This window comes from uncultured Chloroflexus sp., assembly GCF_937951745.1.
GTDB lineage: Bacteria > Chloroflexota > Chloroflexia > Chloroflexales > Chloroflexaceae > Chloroflexus.
In genome coordinates this window covers 1-18,937 of the sequence record NZ_CALFBQ010000021.1, presented here as the reverse complement: position 1 = coordinate 18,937, position 18,937 = coordinate 1, and the positions used below count along the sequence as shown (strand labels likewise).

Here is an 18,937-nt window from a genome sequence, read left to right as displayed (position 1 = left end):
ATTCAGAACCTATGGTCACCAACTGGTTTGCCAACACCATTGATCTCATCAAACTGGGCCGCCCGCTCCATCTGATCGGCGGCGCGATATTTTATGGCGTCGGCGTTGCCGCTGCCGGCTCAACACTCCGCGATGGCGGGTTGGCGTTGCTTGGCCTTGCTACCGCTTTGAGCGCCCAATTGATGAACCACTACAGCAATGATTACTTCGACCGCGATGCTGATGTCGCCAATGCCACACCCACCCGCTGGTCGGGCGGTAGTCGTGTCTTGCCAGCAGGCCGCTTGCCGGCGCAAGCGGCGCTAGCAGCGGCGCTAGGTTGGGGTATGCTGGCCATGAGCTTGGCCGTACTTAGCGCGATGCACTCGCCGAATCCGGCGCTGAGCGCCGGCGTGTTGGGATTGGCAATTGCACTGGCATGGGTCTACAGCGGGCCGCCACTCTATTTGCACCGGCGCGGCTGGGGAGAAGTTGTCGGTGCGCTGTTGGTGCCGGGGATGACGGCGCTGACCGGATTTGTGTTGCAAACTGGTACGGTGCAACCGATCATACTATTGACGATCCTGCCGCTTTGCCTACTCCAATTCGCCATGCTGATCGCCGTTAGTCTCCCTGATGTCGTCGGTGATCGGAAGGTAGGTAAACGCACGTTAGCTGTGATGTTCGGACCACAGCAGGCAGTGCGATGGCAAATCGGCGCCATCGGCATGGCATTTCTCAGCTTACCGCTGCTTGGGCTAGGTGGGGTGCCGTGGCTCGTAGCCCTCGCCCCGCTGACAACTGCACCAATCGGTTTATGGCTGATCATCCGCTTTCGTTCCGGCGCATGGGCCGATCCGGCAGCATGGGACGGATTAGGTTTCTGGAGTATTGGCCAACTGGTGGGCAGTGCCGGGATGATGTTGCTGGGGTTTGTGGCGACTGAATGGGTAACACAAGGGTGGGGCGCATAACACGCGCCCCACTATCACATCACCACAACGCAAAGACTCGGCTCGGCCCGCCCGAACCAGCGGCGATCTTCGGCGCGCCGACCACCAGCGTTGCGCCGCTCGGCGGGATCGACTCAAGGTTCGCCAGATTCTCTAAGCCCCAGCGGTTCGTTGGCAATAATGTGTAATGCACGGCAAACGTCGTCGAAGGGCCGTGATCAAGACTCAGCGTATCGACTCCGATCCCACTGATGCTCCGCTCGGTGAGTAGAAAATCGACTGCGTCCTTGCCAAAACCGGGGAAGTGCATCACCCCGCTCGAATCAGCATTGCGGAACAGCTCGACCGAATGCGCCCGCGCCCCCCAACCGCTCGCCATCAACACTGCTGCATTGGTTGGAATCCGGCCATAGCGCCGCTCCCATGCCCGAATGTCATCTGGGGTGACGACGGTATCAGGGTCGCGCGCAGCCCGTTCGGTGATGTTGATAACTACCGCCGGCACTACCAGCGCCTGCACCGGTATCTGATCGACGAAGAGACCATTGGGAGCAAAATGCACCGGGGCATCCATGTGAGTGCCCGAATGTTCCCAGTAGTTGAGAATGCTGCCGTAGTAGCCATCGCGGTCATGAAATACGACCGGCGTGATCTGGAACGGCGCCGCACCGGGGAAGAGCGGAAACTGGGTGCCGAGCAGGTGGGTCAAATCGGCCACATTGCTAAAACTGGTGCGTGATACCGGCGCCGCCTCAGCAGCGAACGGCGCGGCGAGCGCTGCCACCGCTGCGCCTAGACCAAACTTAAGCAAGCTGCGGCGGTTGATTTCCGGTGACTGGATCGATTCGATAAACCGAGGCGGACACATCGGGCAACTCTCCTTTTCTGAACGCGGAACCAACACTATTATGACCGGCAAGACGCCTTGCCGCGGTGATCACGATGGCAAGCGAACGCTTACGATCCTATCCGCTCAACCTGCCCACGTAGGGCCTGCGGTTGCAACACTGCCAGCAACACCGGGCAGAGTCGTTCCAGATCGGCTTGCAGCGCAGCCATCTCGGCATCGCTCACCTCACCGCGATAACGAATCGTATAGCGCAAATCGGTCGGCACAATCGGCGCTTCATCACTCACGGCCATTGCGCCGCGATAATCGATCTGGCCAGTTACCTCAACCTGTAGATCATCGAGCGCCAGCTCACGATCGGTAGCAATGGCCAGCGCCGAATGCGCGATGCAACTCGCCATTGCTGCCAGCAGTAATTCAGGCGCGTTTGGCCCTAGATCGTAACCACCGAGTGCGGGACCTGAATCGCTCAGCACTGTATGATCACGCACCCGCACCGGGCGTAGACCGGTGCCGGCTGCCACAGTTACCGTTGCGCGCAGCGGCACCGGGGCCGGCGGCTGCTCGCGCAAGCGCGCGCGGAAGGCAGCCAGCGCCTGTCGCTTGCGGGCTAAAAACTCGCGTAAACTCCAGATCGGAGCCATAGCGCCTCCCTTTGATAATGACGTTGCTCTCAGCGATAGAAGCAGATACGATATAGTATGGGGTCAAGTGCAGCAATGACACTGCTGCACGCAATAGGCGGCGACTTCCTGTCCGCCACAGCCCGGAAAGGATGTGTTACACCAGATACGATGGAAATTTCAGTTATTATCCATCCCCTCTATGTTCCTGTCAAGCAGCGATTCTCGGTTCACCATTTCGGCTACAATATCAATGCAATAATGGTGCGTCAGACACCCAGCCACTACCTTAGACGCACTGGGAGATGACAGATGCTGCTCAACGCCACGATCACCACGGGTCTCCTTTGGCTGGTCTGCCTGATTGCCATCGGCGTCGCGATCTATCTTTGGCCACGTCGCAGTGTCGCTGGCGGATACGAATTTCTCTTGATGCTCGCCGCCATTGTGATATGGGCCGGCGCTGATGCGCTAGAGTTAAGCGCGACAACGCTGGAGGGCAAGCTTTTCTGGCGGCTTGCCCAGCAGGTTGGCATTGTTCTATTGCCGTCTAGTTGGCTCCTGTTCACCTTTGCGTATCTCGATTTTCAGCCATGGAGCCGTTCGCGGGCGCGTTGGCTGCTCTTCGCTTTCCCACTGCTCACCTTGATCATCGCGTTTACCAATCACGAGCATCGCCTGTTCTTTCACGAAGTCCGTCTGATCCTCTATGATAATTCTCCATACCTCGAAATCCTTCCCGGACGGTGGTTTTGGGTGCATATTGGCTATTCGTATATCTGTCTCACCGCCGGATTAGCCCTCATTACCGGCGCCTTCTGGCAAACATCGCCACTCTTTCGGCGGCAAGCCGTCCTTATCGGGCTAGGCTTTCTCTTCCCTTTTCTGTCTAACTGGTCATACTTAAGCCAAGTTACCTTGGGTGTTGATACTACTCCAGTTTCATTTTTGCTCTCAGCACCGTTTATTATTACCGGGTTGTACCGTTATCGATTCCTCTACCTCGTGCCGGTTGCCCGCGATCGCTTGATTGAAGCAATGGCCGATGCCATGATTGTGACTGATCAAACCGGTAGGATTATCGACCTCAACCCGGCAGCCCAACGACTGTTCGGTCATGTAGCGCAAGTCAATACCCCCTTAGCCGAAACGCTCGATTGGCCGGCCTTAGTCAAAGCCGCCCAATCACATAACCCAGTACGGATCGAACTCAATTGTCCTGCACACCCTGATCGATTCTTTGATATTACAATCGATCCACTTTTTGATCGGAATAGCCAGTTTAGTGGCCGGATCTTTGTATTTCGCGAAATTACCGAGCGCAAACGAGTCGAACAACGGTTGCAAGAGGCATTGCAGCGCTTCACCGATATGATCGAACGAACGCCGCTGGTCGCCATTCAGCGGTTTGATCGCCGCGGTGTTGTGCTAGAATGGAACCGGGTCTGTGAACAGTTTTATGGCTACACGGCGGCAGAAGCGTGCGGCCGGCGCTTGCAAGACCTCATTCTCAACGGTGATGAGGTCGCCGAATTCGAGCACCAAATCGAACAGATTTGGACGAACGGCCAAGCCCCGCCGCCACGCACGTGGCAGACTCACACCAAAACCGGCGCGGTGCGTTGGCTCTATTCGGCGATGTTTCCCCTCTTTGCCCATGGGCAGGTGAGCGATATTGTCCGCATGGATGTGGATATTACCGAGATCCGTCTCGCTAGTGACAATCTGCGCCGCCAACGAGATCAACTAGCTGCACTGCACCGGTTGACACTTGACTGGCTCAACCGGCGCGAGATGAGTGATCTCTTGCAGGCGATTACCGATAGCGCTTATCGGGTGCTCAATGTGAGCTATACCGAATTGCTGCTGGCTGAAGATGAGAACACATTAGTGGTGCGCGCCTGTACACCATCGCTGCCAAGCCAAGTCATGCGACGTGAAACACCGACCACTGCTCCCCTCTCATGGCGTGCGTTTCGTGATCGTCAGCCCGCGCTCGTGCTTAATTACACAGCATGGCCGGAACATACGCCTGATTACGAGCAGTTCAATTTTGGCCCGGCAATGACCTTGCCAATTATTGTTGGCGACGAATGCCTTGGCGTGATCGGAATGGCCCGCGATCAGCACGGCTCACCATTCACAATCGATGAGATCCAGCATGCGATGCTGCTCACGCAACTCGCGGCGCTGGTGCTCGACAACTCAAACCTTTACACTGCTGCGCAGCGCGAAATTGCTGAACGGAAGCAAGCCGAACAACAGCAAGCGAAATTACAAGCCCAACTCTTACAAGCCCAAAAGATGGAGGCAATTGGGCAATTGGCCGGTGGTATTGCGCACGATTTCAACAATATTCTGACTGTCATCACCGGTAACATTGAGTTAGCCTTGCTCGAAGTAGAACCAGATCACCCCATCTATCCCGAACTCGAGTCGATTCGCCAGAGTACGAGCCGCGCCAGCGAGCTTGTGCGCCAATTGTTAGCGTTTGCTCGTCGCCAAACCGGCCAGCCACGGTTGATCAGTATCAATCACCAGATCAATGACACGATGAACATGATGCGGCGACTGATCGGTGAGCAAATTCGCTTGAAGTTAGAATTGAGCGAACCAATCGATCGGGTGATGATTGATCCACACCAGTTTGAACAAGTGCTGATTAATCTCGTTGTCAATGCCCGTGACGCAATGCCACATGGCGGTGAATTGACGATTCGCACGGCAGTGCAATATTTCAGTACTGGCGAGATACCCCCCTTTAGCCAAGCGCAGGCCGGCAAGTATGTGCTGCTCGCGGTAAGTGATACAGGCATCGGGATTGACGAGGCGATCTATCCGCATATCTTCGAGCCGTACTTTACCACGAAGCCAGTGGGCAAAGGGAGTGGGCTAGGCTTGGCAATCTGTAGCGGGATCGTTGCTCAACACGGCGGATTTTTTATGGTGGAAAGCCAGCTCCACGCCGGCAGTTGCTTTACCGTCGCGCTCCCGGCCGTAGCTGAAGAGCCAACGGCGACTCCGGAGACGGTTAGCCCTGAGCCGATAACGGATGTCACCGGTCACGAGACGATCCTGCTGGTTGAAGATGAAGCTGAGGTGCGGCAACTGGCGAGCCGGCTGCTTCGCGAACACGGCTATACCGTATTAGAAGCATCACATGCGCAAGAGGCGCTTCAAATCGCGCAACAACACGGCAATGACGTGCAAGTTGTGATCAGTGACATTGTGTTACCCCAGATTGACGGCATCTCTTTAGCAAATCAGCTCCAAGCCTCACTGCCGCATCTGCGCATTATCTTGATGTCAGGCTATGCGCCGCAAGCCTTGCCACATAACCGTATGCTGCCATACCCCATCTTGCAAAAGCCATTTACTCGCCAACAACTAATGGCAATGATCCGGCAAGTGATCAATCAACCCTCATCGTGAGGTGATCTATGGAGCAAATTGGCGGTTTCTTGATCGCGCTCATTGTCACGCTTTTGCTTGGCCTAGTCGGGTTGGCCGCATGGCGTTATTGGCGCGAACAGGTCAACATCTCGCCCGAAGACGAGGAACTGATGCGTGAGATTGCCGAACTCAACGACCGGCAGGCCAACCGGATAAGTGATCAACGCTTGCGTTCCGGTGTTGATCCCGATGAGGCGTGGCGAATCATGGTGCAACGCGGCCAACGTAGCCGCCGTCGCACCACCGGATCATCCCGCCGAAAATGATTATGGTGCAGCGCATGGGTAGAGCCACATGACCATGCGGCTCTACACGTGCGCCGGCGCCTGATTGCCCGCTTCTTCGGCTGCCCGTCGTACATTGACGAACAGCAGCAGGATGAATCCGCTTACGAAGAAGATGATCAGCGAAACAATGGCAATCCGGTAGCTGCCGGTGAGCTGGTACGCCACCCCGAACAACAGTGGCGCCAACCAGCTCGTGCCGCGCTCGCCGACTTCATAGAGGCTAAAGTACTCGGCTTCCTGCCCATCAGGGATCATCAACGAGAAGAGCGACCGGCTAATCGCTTGGCTTCCGCCGAGCACCAACGCAATCGCCGCACCGAGCGCGATAAACTGGATATCGCTATTGGCTGGCATCACGTAGGCATAGCCAACAACAGCGGTCCAGATAATTAGACTACCTAACAACACCCGCTTTGAACCAAGCCGAGTGGCCAGTGCGCCAAACGCGAGCGCACCGACAAAAGCTACAAACTGCACCATCAAGATGGTTGCGATACGGGTTGACTCGCCGATCCCCAGCTCTTCAGCGCCAAACTGAGCCGCCAGCGCAATCACTGCTTGGATACCGTCGTTATAGAGTAGATACGCCGCTAGAAAGAGCAGCGTTTGCGGATAGTTGCGCATCTGGCGGAAGGTGTGGGCCAATTGGCGAAAACCAACGGTGAGATAGCGCTCACCGGGGGGTAAGCGCCGCACTGCGCCGCGGTTGCGTAGCGTGAGCATCGGTATGAGGGTAAAAATGGCCCACCACATGCCTGCCGAAGCAAGGCTAATTCGCACCGCCATACTACTCTCAACCCCCAGTGATTCGGCGTTGAGGAAGAAGACCAGATTAGCTGCGAGCAGCAACCCGCCGCCGAGATAGCCCAATGCCCACCCCTGCGACGAGACCGCATCGCGCCGATCAGGAGAAGCGATGTCGGGGAGGAAGGCATTGTAGAAGACAATCGAAGCGCCAAAAGAGAGATTGGCGATCACGAACAATGCTCCACCAAGCAGATACCGATCGCCATCGAGAAAGTAGAGACCCATCGTAGCAAATGCGCCAATATAGGCAAAGATCGCCAGCATCTGCTTGCGCGCGTTGGAATAGTCGGCAATTGCGCCCAAGATGGGGAGAAAAAAGACTTGCAAGAGCACCGAGAGCGATACCACGTAGGGGAAGAACGAACCTGCCGCAACCGGAATGCCAAACGGGTAGACAAGACCATTCGCATCCGCTGCATTGCGGGTAATTGCAGTGAGGTATGGCCCTAAAAAGACCGTTACAACAGTGGTGGAAAATGCCGAGTTTGCCCAATCGTAGAAGTACCAGCCGATCTGTTCACGCCGGTTATCGGTCACGGCTGCCACGGTCGCCATGCATACTCCTTTGCCTTACGGCCTCGCGTCGAACACACTACGCCACTAGTGTCGTCCTTGAAGAACGGGGATATGAACTTTCCAAAGCTACGCTGAACAAAAATATTGTACCACGGCAAATTGGTGAGCAACGCAACGATATGCTTACCGCTGCAAAACCCAGCAATAGGATAAGACGAGCATGGCAACGCAATGGATGCCGAGGAGCCGTACAATTGGGAATGTACAATGAGACAAGTGGGTTAGATCGGTTGGGGCGAGGCATGCCCCAACCGGAACGGGATACTATCGGTGCAGCCGTAGCAAATGATGGTGGATCCTAGTCTGCTTGCACATACACCAGTGGCTAGTTTTGAAAGGGTTACTCATCATACTTCGACATATACACCATCATTGCCAATGCCACAATGATAGTGCGATCGAGGTGATACGTTTTCCGATTGTCTTTCAGACCAAGCTGATGGTACAGGTCATTAATGTACGTGCGCACCGTTGCTTCGCTCAGGTCTATCTTCTTGGCGATCTCTTTTGGCACGTACCAGATATATTGTGCAATCTTGCGCAAACGCGGTGGTACGTGTCGTAACCGCTCGGCAACATCCTGCACTTCTGATTGGAGTTCTGGCGTAAGCCCATTACGAATACTACGAGACGTATGCATCAGCGTTGTTCTCCTTCAGTAGATTGACGATGATCGCCTTATCAAGAGAACGTTTGATGACGCAGATGAACTGTGATCGTCGATGTATGCAGATTTTATAAGCGTCCCGTAACCATTGCGTAACAACAAGCGATCAGAACAGGCTAAGACGTACACGAATAGATCGCAGTTCTAGCATGAATTGGCATCCGAGACCTATCAGGCTTACCTGTCGAATTGATAAAAGTTTTCGTCATAATTATATCAACTCTGTACGAGCAATGCTAGTAATTTAGAAATGATATTTTTCTAAAGATAGAAATGATTTTATAGTAAGGAAAGATCAAACCAAGTACATATATGATAAGGATATCAATGACACCACAATATATGCCGAGCGTACTACGCTGAACTCATCTCTTATAAAGAGAGATCCTCTAGCGTGCATTTCGGCAAGTCGTTCACAACGCTTGTTACGTCAGCTCATGTCCCGTCTCAGGCAAGCAGTGTACGACGATGAAAGGCAAACCGGCACTGGTCAGACATTTCCTATTACTACTCGCATACCTAACACAGGCTACATCTGCTCGCGACTCGCCGCCACTTCTGCCGCCGGCAGCCAGAACCAAAACCGTGTTCCCTTGTCAAGCTTGCTCTCAACCCCGATCTGGCCGCCGTGCAGGGCAATGATGCGCTCGGCGATCGCCAAACCCAAACCGCTGCCGCCGTGCGCCCGCGCCCGACCCCGGTCAGCGCGATAAAATCGCTCAAAGACGTGCGGCAAATCTTCTGGCGCAATCCCGCTGCCGGTGTCGCGAACGCTAACCAATGCGCCGTCGCGTTCTGCTGCGCTGGCAATGGTGATGTTCCCGCCGGCTGGTGTATAGCGCAAAGCATTGCTGAGCAGATTCCGCACCACTTGCGCGATCCGTTCGCTGTCGGCCAGCACCGCCGGCAAGTTAGGGTCTGGCGTAACGAGCAGGTCAACCCCTTGCGCTGCCGCCAATTCGCGAAACAGCTCGGCTTCGCGGCCCAGCAGTTGGTTGAGGTCAAGCGGTTGGCGATGCAACGTCAATTGACCAGTGTCGGCCAACGATAACTCTCGCAGATCATCAACTAACCGGCGCAAGCCGAGTGTCGCTTCGTAAATCTGGCCGATCTCTTCCCGTGTGAGCGGATAGACATCATCGAGGATAGCGCGTAGGTTGCCTTGGATGACCGTAAGTGGCGTGCGTAATTCGTGGGCAATATCGGCGACCATCTGCCGCCGCTGATGGTTGGCAGCAGCAAGCTCACATGCCATCTCGTTGAACGCTTCCGCTACCCGTCGTACTTCGATCGGGCCTTCCACAATGGCGCGCGCCGTGAGATTACTCTGTCCTAATGCAGCCGCCACCTGCGCTAGATGCTGTAACGGCCGGGTCAGCCGGCGGGCAATCAAGATACCGATCATTATTCCGACGAGGGCAACGATTCCCCCTCCCAGCCAGATCACTTCACGCAATCGTTGCAGGAACTGAGAGGCTGCACCGGGCAGCCGGTTAGTGGCAGCCTGCACCACCAGATATCCCGCCACACGCTGGTCAACAGTGATCGGCAGCGCTTCGCGGCGTTGCAACGCGGTCAGCGTATCGCCAACGATCCCGCGCGGATCGGCGACGACACGGCCATCGGTGTTAGCCAAGGCCAGCGCCGGTCGTTGCGGGCCGCCTTGCCCGTGCCCCATGCCCATTCCGCCGGTGGATAACACCTGCTCGACACCATCCCAACTGCCGTGCTGCGCGTACCAAATAGCAAGCCGGTCTATCAGACCGCTCTCGGCAATTTGGCTTTGGGCCAAATACCGGCGAAAACTCGTATCGGCCAGCCGGTCAATCGCCACGGCTAGAATGATGGTTATCAACAGGATGATCGCGGCAAAGGCCGCGCTGAGTTGGACGACAAGGCGATTCATACGTTTCGCAGGCGATAGCCGACACCGTAGACCGTCTCGATCACCGGCGCTGCTGGATCAGCGTCCAGCTTCTTGCGCAGGTTTTTGATGTGACTGTCAACCGTGCGCTCAAGGCCGGTAGCGGCATAGCCTAAGCCCTGCTCAAGCAATTCGGCACGGGTGAAGGCATGGCCGGGGTAGCGCATAAACAGGCTTAGTAAAGCAAATTCGGTCGGGGTCAGTTCGAGTTCATGACCGGCAAGCCATGCCTGATGGGCATCGAGATCGAGCACGAGACAACCTAGCTCGATCCGGTTGCGCACCACGGCGCCGCCGCCAGCCCGCCGCAAGACCGCCCGCACCCGCGCAACGACTTCCCGCGGATTGAACGGTTTGACGATATAGTCGTCGGCTCCTAATTCCAACCCGACAATCCGGTCGGTGTCATCAACCCGCGCTGTAAGCATAATGATCGGTAGGTTGGCCGTCGCCGGATCGCTGCGCAAGGCGCGGGCAATCTCAAAGCCGTCGTCATCGGGTAGCATCAGGTCGAGCACGACCAGATCAGGCCGTTCAGTGCGAATCAGACGCCGCGCCGTCGCGCCATCAAACGCGCTTTTCGCTTTGAAACCGGCTTGCTCGAGATACGAACGCACCAGCCTGACAATGCCGGGATCGTCGTCAACGACCAGAATGGCGGGCATGTCTCCTCCGTTGGTGGTATCCTAATGGGCAACGAATGAAGAAATGAATGATACGGGATATTCATCGGTACCATGGGTAGGAGCCACCCATCGGTGCGGCTCTACCGTTCGGTTATTCATTGGCAAGTTTACCGTCCGTTACGCCCGTATTGATTACCGCCACCTCGCGGACCAACTTGGGCCGGCGACACTGGCGCATTGTCGGGGTGAATGCCGCCGGGGCCGAGCGGGGTGAAGGGCTGCATTAGCCGCGCCACGGTCATCGATTTGGCAATTGCTAGTTGCGCATCCGCCTGCGCTTGCGTGATCCGTCCGGCTGCAACCGCTGCATTCAGGCGCTCGGCGCGCGTAGCAACAAACTGATCGGCAACCATCTGTGGATCAATGCCAGCCGCTTTCAGTGCATCGGCAATCGAGCCACCATTCGCCATTAGCTGTGCTATCAGCTCTTGCTGCGTGATGCCCAGCGCCGCCGCTGCCGTGCTGACCAACGAGCTAGACTGATTGCCGTGACCACCAACCTGTGCCCCTTGCTGCGTCCACCCACCACGACCTACCCCTTGCTGCATCCAACCGCCCCGCGCCGCCTGCCCAGCACCATACGCACCACCAATCGGAACCGGTGTTACCTTTGGGTCAACCGGCCCCTGTGCCAGCGCCGGCACCATCGTCATAAACACCACCATCGTTGCCAAGGCCCCAGCCAGTGCCGCTGCTATCAAACTAAGTACCCGTTTCATTGTATTCCTCCTTCATCACTTTGGTGGAAACCACCGGTTTCTTTTTTCAACTTCACTGTACCAAGCGATGATGGAGAACTTGTAGAGGGTTCGCGGATGGCTTGTCGAAAAATCGAGCCATCTGCTCTGTGGTATCATATTTATGCTGGCAGTATGTTGCTGCCGCTTACGGCTAGTTTCTGCAAGCAAAGGAGCATTTCCAGCTATGCCACGTCTGAGCGAAGCCGAGATTAGCGAGCATTTGGCCCAGCGTCCCGACTGGAGCCTTGAGAATAACGAGATTGTTCGCACCTTCCGCCTTGCCAATTTCCCTGCTGCAATCGCCTTTGTCACGCACGTCGCCTTTTTGGCCGAAGCCGCCGGCCACCACCCCGACATTGACATTCGCTACAACCGAGTGCGGATTGCACTCACCACTCACGATGCCGGCGGGTTGACCGAGAAAGATTTTGCTTTGGCATCCGCGATTGATGAGATACTAGGCTGATGCCATTGGTAACGACGACCATCGGTGATCTATTTGTCATGCGGCGCGGCCAGAGCGGCCCGCCGCTGATCTGCATTCACGGCGCTGGCGGCAGCTCACGCCATTGGGGATTGGTGATCGAACCGTTAGCAACTGTAGCGCAAGTCTACGCAGTTGATCTGCCCGGTCACGGACGCTCGCCCGTTACCGGCGACCCAGTTACAATAACCAACTATGCGCAGGCGATTAGTGCCCTGCATACGGCTCTTGGCTTGCCGCCGGCGATTGTGCTCGGCCATTCGATGGGTGGCGCGATTGCGTTGCAGCTTGCGGTCGACGCGCCGCAGATGGTGGCTGGCTTAGGTCTGATCGGCAGTGCGGCTCGTTTGCGCGTTGCACCAACGATACTGGCCGGCCTCGCCGGTGATGCTGTCGCCCGCCAAGAAGCTATCGCTCTGCTCGTCAACCAGCTCTTCAGCCCGACAGCCGATCCGGCATTGGCCGCTGAAGCCGCCGCCGAATATACCGCGCTCGATCCGGCCATCTTGCTGGCCGATCTGCAAGCCTGCGATGGGTTTGATATTCGTCCGCAGCTTGCCGCCATCTGCTGCCCGGCACTGGTTGTGACCGGAGCTGATGATACATTGACGCCACCTAAACTCGGCGCTGAATTAGCCACCGGTTTGGGGGTCGAACATCGCCTATTGACCAATGTCGGCCACATGCCAATGCTGGAAACTCCCAGTCAATTGAGCCAGCTCTTGCGCTCGTGGATCAAGGCGCTTGCCGAAGAAGAATCGCTCGCGTAGAATACAAATAGCCCAGCTCCAATTCAATATCCAGAGGAGGCGATCATGGAATTCCAGCTTAGCGAAGATCAGCAGATGCTCCGCGATATGGTGCGCCAGTTTGTCGAGAAGGAGGCTAAGCCGACAGTGGCCGAACGCGATGAACACGCGATTTGGCCTACCGACCTCGTGCGCAAGATGGGTGAACTCGGTCTGATGGGGGTGGCTGTCAGCGAAGAGTATGGCGGCGCCGGCATGGATTATGTCTCGTATGCGATTGTCATCGAGGAATTGTCGCGGGTCGATGCCTCGCTAGGCGTGATTGCCTCTGTCAACAATTCGCTGGTCTGTTACGGGATCGAGAAGTTCGGCACTGAAGAGCAGAAGCGCGAACTGCTGACGCCGCTGGCGAGTGGGCGGATGCTTGGCGCTTTTTCGCTCAGCGAACCGGGTGCTGGTTCAGATGCAGCGGCTCAACGCACCACTGCCGTGCGCGATGGCGATTACTATATCATCAACGGCGTCAAGAACTGGGTAACGAACGGCGATCACGCCGATACGATCATTTTGATGGCGATGACCGATCCGAGCAAAGGGGTGAAGGGGATAACTGCTTTCCTCGTGGACACTCATGCCCCCGGTTGCCGGGTGGTCAAGGTTGAGAATAAACTCGGCATCCGTAGCGCGCACAGTTGCCAGATGGCCTACGACGACTACCGGTTGCCGGCGTGGCGACGGCTTGGCGAAGAGGGCCAAGGCTTCAAGATCGCGATGACGATCCTGAACGCCGGTCGAATTGGGATCGCAGCACAGGCGCTCGGTATTGCGCAGGGTGCGTATGAAGCGGCGCTCGAGTACAGCAAGGTGCGCGAGCAGTTCGGCAAGCCGATCCACGAATTTCAGGCCGTTGGCTTTACGCTGGCCGATATGGCCACTCGCATCAAGGCGGCTCGCCTGCTGACCTACGAAGCGGCGTGGCGCAAAGATAACGGCCTCGATTTTATCAAGGACGCTTCGATGGCCAAGCTCTTCGCCTCAGAGACGGCGATGTGGGTGGCGACCAAAGCCGTGCAATTGCACGGTTCTAACGGTTACTCGAAGGAGTATCCAGTTGAACGCTTCTTCCGCGACGCGAAGATTACCGAAATCTACGAAGGCACCAGCGAAATTCAGCGCCTCGTCATTAGCCGCGAAATTGTGCGCTGATCGTCTTGTAATCACCGATTAGCAAACGCAACGGCGCGAAACGTAGGCGCGTTCTCAGCCGAACCAGCTTACGGCTTCGCGCTATTGTGTTGTCTCAAACGAAGCTATGCGTCTCATCCTTGTCCGCCACGGCGAGACGCCGTGGAATCAAACGTTGCAATATCAGGGCCATGCGCCAGTGCCGCTCAACGAGCGCGGACGTGAGCAAGCCCGTCGGGCAGCCTTCCGGCTGGCTCGCAGCGGGGCGGTTGCGATCTACAGCAGCGACTTGCCCCGCGCATGGGAGACGGCGGAGATTATTGGCGAACATTTAGCCTTGCGCCCGGTGGCGATGCCTGATTGGCGCGAGATTGATGTCGGGTTGTGGGAAGGGTTGACGCCAGACGAATTGTACCAGCGCTTCCCCGATCACATGCGTGAGTATGACCGCGACCCGGCGCGCACCGTGCGGCTCGGCGGCGAGAGCTATGCCCAATTGCAAGCACGGGTGTTGTGCGCGTTTCGCCAGATCGAGGCTACCCATCAATCCGGTGAAACTATCATCGTCGTGTCGCATGGCGGCTCGATCCGGGCGTTGTTTTGCCATATCATCGGGCTGGATCTGGCAAACTTCGGTAAACTGTGGCTCGACAACGGCTCGTTGAGCGAAATTGTCCGCGGGCGAAGTGGCTGGCGGCTGTTGCGGATGAACGATGTCGCCCACCTTGAAGATTTGGTGGCGGAAGGCGGCGAGTAAGGCGAGTTCATGATGAGCGGACGAACCACTTCTCCCGAACACGATCTGTTGTCGGCGAATATTCGCGCGTTGGGTGATGCGCTGGGCCGTATCATCACTGCCCAACAAGGGCCGGCGGCGCTGGCCTTGGTCGAGCAGGTGCGCCGCATGGCCAAAGAGTTGCGCAATGCGCCGCATGAAACCGATCCACAAGCCTTGCCACGACTCATTGCCGATCTGAGCCTGCCCCAGTTGCAGGGGTTGGTAAAGGCGTTTACCCTCTATTTTGGGTTGGTGAATTTAGCTGAAGGCGTCGAGCGACTCCGTTCGTTACGCGTGCGCGATTTACGCAACGCGCCGGCCCCCCGCACCGAGAGTATCGCCGACGCGATCGGGTTGCTCAAACGCCACGGCGTGCCAGCCGACGCCATCCAAGCATGGCTCGACCACGCCTTGATTATGCCAGTGCTGACTGCCCACCCCACCGAGTCGCGCCGGCGCACGATTTTGATCAAGTTGCGCCGAATCTTCGATACGTTGATTGATTTGACCTTTGGTGAACGATTGGTCTTGCCGTCCGACCGCCAAGCTGCTCTCGTCCGCATCGAGCGCGAGATCGTTGGGTTGTGGCAGAGCGATGATGTGCGTCATCGCCGGCCTTCCGTGCTCGATGAGGTTGAGAATGGCTTATTCTACTTCCAAACCGTGCTCTGGGATCTGTTGCCGCAGATCTATCGCGAGACGGTTGAGGCGCTAGCTGAGGCGTACCCTGATCATCAGTGGCAGTTGCCGCCATTCCTGCGTTTCGGTAGTTGGATGGGCGGCGATCGCGACGGCAACCCCTTCGTGACACCGGAGGTGACGATCGAGACGGTGCGGTTGATGCGGAGCGCGATGCTGCGTTACCTGATTGGCTGCATTGATCGCCTCATCACCGATCTCAGTCAGTCGGTGCAGCAGGTGCAAGTCGATACAGCGATTATTGACCGGATCGCCGAGTATCGTGATTTGATGCCCGATGCGGAAGCGAGCCTGAATCCGCATTACCGTTGCGAACCGTACCGGCAGTTGTGCCACTTCATCCAAGCCCGCCTGCAACATACGCTTCATTACACACTCAACCATACCCCGCAGTGGGGTGCTGACCCGCCGCCGCCACGCTTGCCTACCGTCTATTATCATAGCCGTGAGCTTCTAGCCGATCTTGACCTGATCGATGCGAGCCTGCGTAATCACGGCGGCGAACTGATCGCCGATGGTTTGTTGCGCGATGTGCGCGCGAATGTGGCCGTGTGCCGGTTGCACACCGCGACTCTCGATGTGCGCCAGCACGCCAGCCGCCATACCGCCGCGTTAAGCGAGATTTTGGCCGCCGCCGGCGTGGTCGCCAATTACGAAGCGCTCGATGAAGCTGAGCGCGTGGCCGTATTGAGCACCGAAATTCGTCGCCCGCGCCCGCTTACTCCCAGTCGGCTGAGCCACTTTAGCCCGGCAACCGCCGAAACCGTGTATACCTTTCGTGTGATGGCAGCCATTAGTGAACAGCTCGATCCCGAAATCTTTCAGACCTACATCGTGTCCACTACTAGCCAAGTGAGCGATCTGCTAGCGGTGTTGCTGCTTTGCCGCGATGCCGGCCTCTACCAGCCCGGCCAGCAGAGCCAGTTGAACATTGTGCCGCTGTTTGAAACCGGTGATGACTTGCAGCGCGCGCCAGTTTTGCTCGATGAACTTTTGCAACTGCCGGTCTACCGCGAGCATCTAGCCCTACGCGACAATTTGCAAGAAGTGATGCTCGGCTATTCCGATAGCAACAAAGAAGGCGGTTTTGTCGCCGCCAATTGGGCGCTCTACCGGGCGCAAGTCGAGTTGACCGCCGTGACCGAACGTCACGGCGCGCGCTTGCGCCTCTTCCACGGACGCGGCGGCGCGGTCGGGCGCGGCGGCGGCCCGGCTGGCCAAGCGATTCTGGCCCAGCCCCCCGGCACCCTCCACGGCCAGATCAAAGTGACCGATCAGGGCGAGATGATCTCGGATCGGTATCTCGACCCGCGCACGGCCCATCGCCATCTCGAACAAGTAGTGAATGCCGTGCTCCGCGCCAGTTTTCCCGGTATGGCCCGCCAGCCCGAACCGGAATGGCTGGCTGCGATGGAACAGATGGCAACCACAGCCCGCACCGCTTATCGCCGGCTGGTCTACGAAGACCCTGACTTCCTGACGTATTTTCGCAATGCGACGCCGGTGGCCGAATTCAACCGGTTACGCATCGGCTCGCGCCCCGTCTCGCGCCGCAAGAGCGACCGAATCGAAGACTTGCGCGCGATTCCGTGGGTCTTTAGCTGGATGCAGAGCCGTCACACGATTCCGGGCTGGTTTGGCTTGGGTAGTGCGCTTGAACAGTTTGCCAAAGCCGATCCTAATCACATCCATCTGCTGCGCGCAATGTACCGGCACTGGCCGTTTTTTACTACTCTGCTCGATAATGCCCAAATGATCATGCTCAAGGCCGATCTGGGCATTGCGCGCCGCTATGCCGAGTTAGTACCCAATCAGGCGATCGCTGAACGTATCTTCTTGCAGATCGAGCGCGAATTTCACCGCACGGCGCGGATGATCTGCCAGATCACCGAATACAATGATCTGCTCGACAACCAGCCGGTATTGCAACATGCCATTCGCCAGCGTAATCCATATATCGATCCGCTGAGTTACATTCAGATTGAATTGCTGCGCCGTTTGCGTGAAGCGCCACCCGAAGCACAGGGTGAGTTGGAAACCGTGTTGCTGATGTCGATCAACGGCATTGCCGCCGGTTTGAAGAATACGGGGTGAGGATGGCAGAAGGATGAACAGCGCATTCGCAGGTCGTTGTGAGAGGGCAGCACTCCTTGTCATTGCAAGAGAGCAGCGGCGTTCAGCCATGCCGGAGGCCGCCCGACCGAGGCAATCTCTTGCTTGAGCGAGAGTCGTACCTACGTGGATGCAAGCCGTGCTCGCGGGGGATCGCGTCGCCGCACCCTGTGTGGCTTGCAATGACCGGCCAGCATGTCATGGTGAGGGCGTGAAGCGCCCGCAGCAATCTCCCACTCTCTGCAACCTAGGTACGGATAAACACGAGGATAACGGATTGGTACAGATGCTTGCACCCACCCTTTGCATCCTCCGCGCCCTCTGCAGTAAATCTCTATCCAGATCGTAGAGTACAATACTAGATGACAACCCTCTGCAATACGCCTTCATGACGACAACAAATTGATGCATACCCAACGGCTTGACACATCCCCGGCGGCGATTGCACGCGCTGCCGAATTACTCCGGCGCGGCGAACTCGTTGCCTTCCCAACCGAGACCGTCTACGGTTTAGGTGCCAACGCGCTCGACGAGACAGCGGTTGCAGCAATCTTTGCCGCCAAAGGTCGCCCGGCTAGCGATCCGCTGATCGTGCATCTCGCCTATGCCAGCGACCTACCGATCGTGGTCGCCGCAACACTGCCGCTAGCAACCCAACTGGCCGCCGTCTTCTGGCCCGGCCCGCTGACGCTCATCTTGCCGCGCCATCCGCGCGTACCACTTGCTGTAACTGCCGGGCGTGAGACGGTGGCGGTGCGCGTGCCGGCCCACCCGGTAGCACATGCGCTACTGGTCGTCGCCGGCGTGCCAGTGGCCGCGCCAAGCGCCAACCGCTTCGGCCACACCAGTCCCACCACCGCCGGCCACGTGCTGGCCGATCTCGCAGGCCGGATTGCCGCCGTGATTGATGGCGGCGCAACCCCAATCGGAATCGAGTCGACCGTGCTCGATTGCACCACCACGCCACCCACCTTGCTGCGGCCCGGTGGAATCAGCCTCGAAGCGCTAGAAGCAGTGATCGGGCTAGTACAGGTGCGCACCCGCCCCACCATAGCCGAACAGCACGGCCTTGCTTCACCCGGCCTGCTCGACCGGCACTACGCACCTGACCACGAATTATGGCTGTTTAGCGGCCCACCGGCAGCAGCCCTCGCCCGCCTGCGGGCCGAAGCGGAAGCAGCACTGCACGCCGGTTTGCGGGTAGGGGTGCTCTTGCCTGATGACGATCTGGCCCTCGTCCGTGATCTCCCGGTCGAGATCGAATCGCTCGGTCCAGCCAACGATCCGGCCACGATGGCCCACCGCCTCTACGCCGCTCTCCGCGATCTCGACGCCCGCCAGCCTGATCGCATGCTGACCCGCGATCTCGATGATGCCGGCCTTGG

16 protein-coding genes are annotated in these 18,937 nt (G+C 57.5%); 9 read left to right on the top strand and 7 right to left on the bottom strand.

The window, feature by feature from the left end; translation table 11 throughout:
* The first annotated feature begins 11 nt into the window (after positions 1–11).
* Positions 12–953: a prenyltransferase gene (locus tag Q1A59_RS06585; RefSeq protein ID WP_299644482.1), complete on the top strand. Its 942-nt coding sequence runs from the start codon at positions 12–14 to the stop codon at positions 951–953.
* A 19-nt stretch (positions 954–972) separates the two neighbouring features.
* Here Q1A59_RS06585 and Q1A59_RS06580 read toward each other — a convergent pair whose 3' ends face one another.
* Both Q1A59_RS06580 and Q1A59_RS06575 read right to left on the bottom strand, forming a co-directional pair.
* On the bottom strand, positions 973–1,800 hold the full coding sequence (locus tag Q1A59_RS06580) for a cyclase family protein (protein ID WP_298402703.1): 828 nt from the start codon (positions 1,798–1,800) through the stop codon (positions 973–975).
* A gap of 89 nt (positions 1,801–1,889) precedes the next feature.
* Entirely contained in the window at positions 1,890–2,426 is a 537-nt protein-coding gene (locus Q1A59_RS06575; protein WP_299644480.1) for an OsmC family protein, read from the bottom strand.
* Between the two features lie 291 nt (positions 2,427–2,717).
* Between Q1A59_RS06575 and Q1A59_RS06570 the strand changes: the two genes are divergently transcribed.
* Together Q1A59_RS06570 and Q1A59_RS06565 are read left to right on the top strand one after the other, a co-directional pair.
* A complete protein-coding gene (locus tag Q1A59_RS06570; RefSeq protein ID WP_299644477.1) occupies positions 2,718–5,837 on the top strand; it encodes a histidine kinase N-terminal 7TM domain-containing protein in 3,120 nt (1,039 codons plus the stop codon).
* 8 nt (positions 5,838–5,845) lie between these two features.
* Positions 5,846–6,124: a hypothetical protein gene (locus Q1A59_RS06565; protein ID WP_298402700.1), complete on the top strand. Its 279-nt coding sequence runs from the start codon at positions 5,846–5,848 to the stop codon at positions 6,122–6,124.
* Between the two features lie 42 nt (positions 6,125–6,166).
* Here the strand turns inward: Q1A59_RS06565 and Q1A59_RS06560 are convergent, their stop codons facing one another.
* From Q1A59_RS06560 to Q1A59_RS06540, 5 genes are all read right to left on the bottom strand, one after another.
* Positions 6,167–7,507, bottom strand: a complete 1,341-nt coding sequence (locus Q1A59_RS06560; RefSeq protein ID WP_298402697.1) for an MFS transporter — start codon at positions 7,505–7,507, stop codon at positions 6,167–6,169.
* Positions 7,508–7,868: 361 nt separating this feature from the next.
* Positions 7,869–8,168 (bottom strand): LuxR C-terminal-related transcriptional regulator, encoded by a 300-nt coding sequence (locus tag Q1A59_RS06555; RefSeq protein WP_298402695.1) that lies wholly within the window; start codon positions 8,166–8,168, stop codon positions 7,869–7,871.
* Positions 8,169–8,724: 556 nt separating this feature from the next.
* Positions 8,725–10,101: a cell wall metabolism sensor histidine kinase WalK gene (locus Q1A59_RS06550; RefSeq protein ID WP_299644473.1), complete on the bottom strand. Its 1,377-nt coding sequence runs from the start codon at positions 10,099–10,101 to the stop codon at positions 8,725–8,727.
* Positions 10,098–10,784 (bottom strand): response regulator transcription factor, encoded by a 687-nt coding sequence (locus Q1A59_RS06545; protein WP_299644470.1) that lies wholly within the window; start codon positions 10,782–10,784, stop codon positions 10,098–10,100. The genes Q1A59_RS06550 and Q1A59_RS06545 overlap by 4 nt, the downstream gene beginning before the upstream one ends.
* A gap of 128 nt (positions 10,785–10,912) precedes the next feature.
* Entirely contained in the window at positions 10,913–11,524 is a 612-nt protein-coding gene (locus Q1A59_RS06540) for a hypothetical protein (RefSeq protein WP_299644468.1), read from the bottom strand.
* Positions 11,525–11,729: 205 nt separating this feature from the next.
* Between Q1A59_RS06540 and Q1A59_RS06535 the strand changes: the two genes are divergently transcribed.
* The 6 genes from Q1A59_RS06535 to Q1A59_RS06510 all read left to right on the top strand — a co-directional run.
* Positions 11,730–12,011 carry a 4a-hydroxytetrahydrobiopterin dehydratase gene (locus tag Q1A59_RS06535; RefSeq protein WP_298482880.1) on the top strand — a complete coding sequence of 94 codons (282 nt, stop codon included), beginning with the start codon at positions 11,730–11,732 and terminating at the stop codon, positions 12,009–12,011.
* Complete coding sequence (locus Q1A59_RS06530; protein ID WP_298402685.1) at positions 12,011–12,799, top strand: alpha/beta fold hydrolase; 789 nt, start codon at positions 12,011–12,013, stop codon at positions 12,797–12,799. Before Q1A59_RS06535 ends, Q1A59_RS06530 begins: the two co-directional genes overlap by 1 nt.
* A 45-nt stretch (positions 12,800–12,844) precedes the next feature.
* A complete protein-coding gene (locus Q1A59_RS06525) occupies positions 12,845–13,984 on the top strand; it encodes an acyl-CoA dehydrogenase (RefSeq protein ID WP_298402683.1) in 1,140 nt (379 codons plus the stop codon).
* Between the two features lie 106 nt (positions 13,985–14,090).
* Entirely contained in the window at positions 14,091–14,720 is a 630-nt protein-coding gene (locus Q1A59_RS06520) for a histidine phosphatase family protein (protein ID WP_298402682.1), read from the top strand.
* Between the two features lie 12 nt (positions 14,721–14,732).
* On the top strand, positions 14,733–17,534 hold the full coding sequence (gene ppc / locus Q1A59_RS06515) for a phosphoenolpyruvate carboxylase (protein WP_299644492.1): 2,802 nt from the start codon (positions 14,733–14,735) through the stop codon (positions 17,532–17,534).
* Between the two features lie 423 nt (positions 17,535–17,957).
* The coding region (locus tag Q1A59_RS06510) for an L-threonylcarbamoyladenylate synthase (protein ID WP_299644463.1) at positions 17,958–18,937 on the top strand (980 nt) is incomplete at its 3' end.

Coding starts and splice junctions, on each gene's coding strand:
- Q1A59_RS06520 (WP_298402682.1), top strand. CDS start 14,091: ATGCGTCTCATCCTTGTCCGCCACGGCGAGACGCCGTGGAATCAAACG.
- Q1A59_RS06540 (WP_299644468.1), bottom strand. CDS start 11,524: ATGAAACGGGTACTTAGTTTGATAGCAGCGGCACTGGCTGGGGCCTTG.
- Q1A59_RS06575 (WP_299644480.1), bottom strand. CDS start 2,426: ATGGCTCCGATCTGGAGTTTACGCGAGTTTTTAGCCCGCAAGCGACAG.
- Q1A59_RS06555 (WP_298402695.1), bottom strand. CDS start 8,168: ATGCATACGTCTCGTAGTATTCGTAATGGGCTTACGCCAGAACTCCAA.
- Q1A59_RS06560 (WP_298402697.1), bottom strand. CDS start 7,507: ATGGCGACCGTGGCAGCCGTGACCGATAACCGGCGTGAACAGATCGGC.
- ppc (WP_299644492.1), top strand. CDS start 14,733: ATGAGCGGACGAACCACTTCTCCCGAACACGATCTGTTGTCGGCGAAT.
- Q1A59_RS06585 (WP_299644482.1), top strand. CDS start 12: ATGGTCACCAACTGGTTTGCCAACACCATTGATCTCATCAAACTGGGC.
- Q1A59_RS06535 (WP_298482880.1), top strand. CDS start 11,730: ATGCCACGTCTGAGCGAAGCCGAGATTAGCGAGCATTTGGCCCAGCGT.
- Q1A59_RS06580 (WP_298402703.1), bottom strand. CDS start 1,800: ATGTGTCCGCCTCGGTTTATCGAATCGATCCAGTCACCGGAAATCAAC.
- Q1A59_RS06570 (WP_299644477.1), top strand. CDS start 2,718: ATGCTGCTCAACGCCACGATCACCACGGGTCTCCTTTGGCTGGTCTGC.
- Q1A59_RS06550 (WP_299644473.1), bottom strand. CDS start 10,101: ATGAATCGCCTTGTCGTCCAACTCAGCGCGGCCTTTGCCGCGATCATC.
- Q1A59_RS06530 (WP_298402685.1), top strand. CDS start 12,011: ATGCCATTGGTAACGACGACCATCGGTGATCTATTTGTCATGCGGCGC.
- Q1A59_RS06565 (WP_298402700.1), top strand. CDS start 5,846: ATGGAGCAAATTGGCGGTTTCTTGATCGCGCTCATTGTCACGCTTTTG.
- Q1A59_RS06525 (WP_298402683.1), top strand. CDS start 12,845: ATGGAATTCCAGCTTAGCGAAGATCAGCAGATGCTCCGCGATATGGTG.
- Q1A59_RS06545 (WP_299644470.1), bottom strand. CDS start 10,784: ATGCCCGCCATTCTGGTCGTTGACGACGATCCCGGCATTGTCAGGCTG.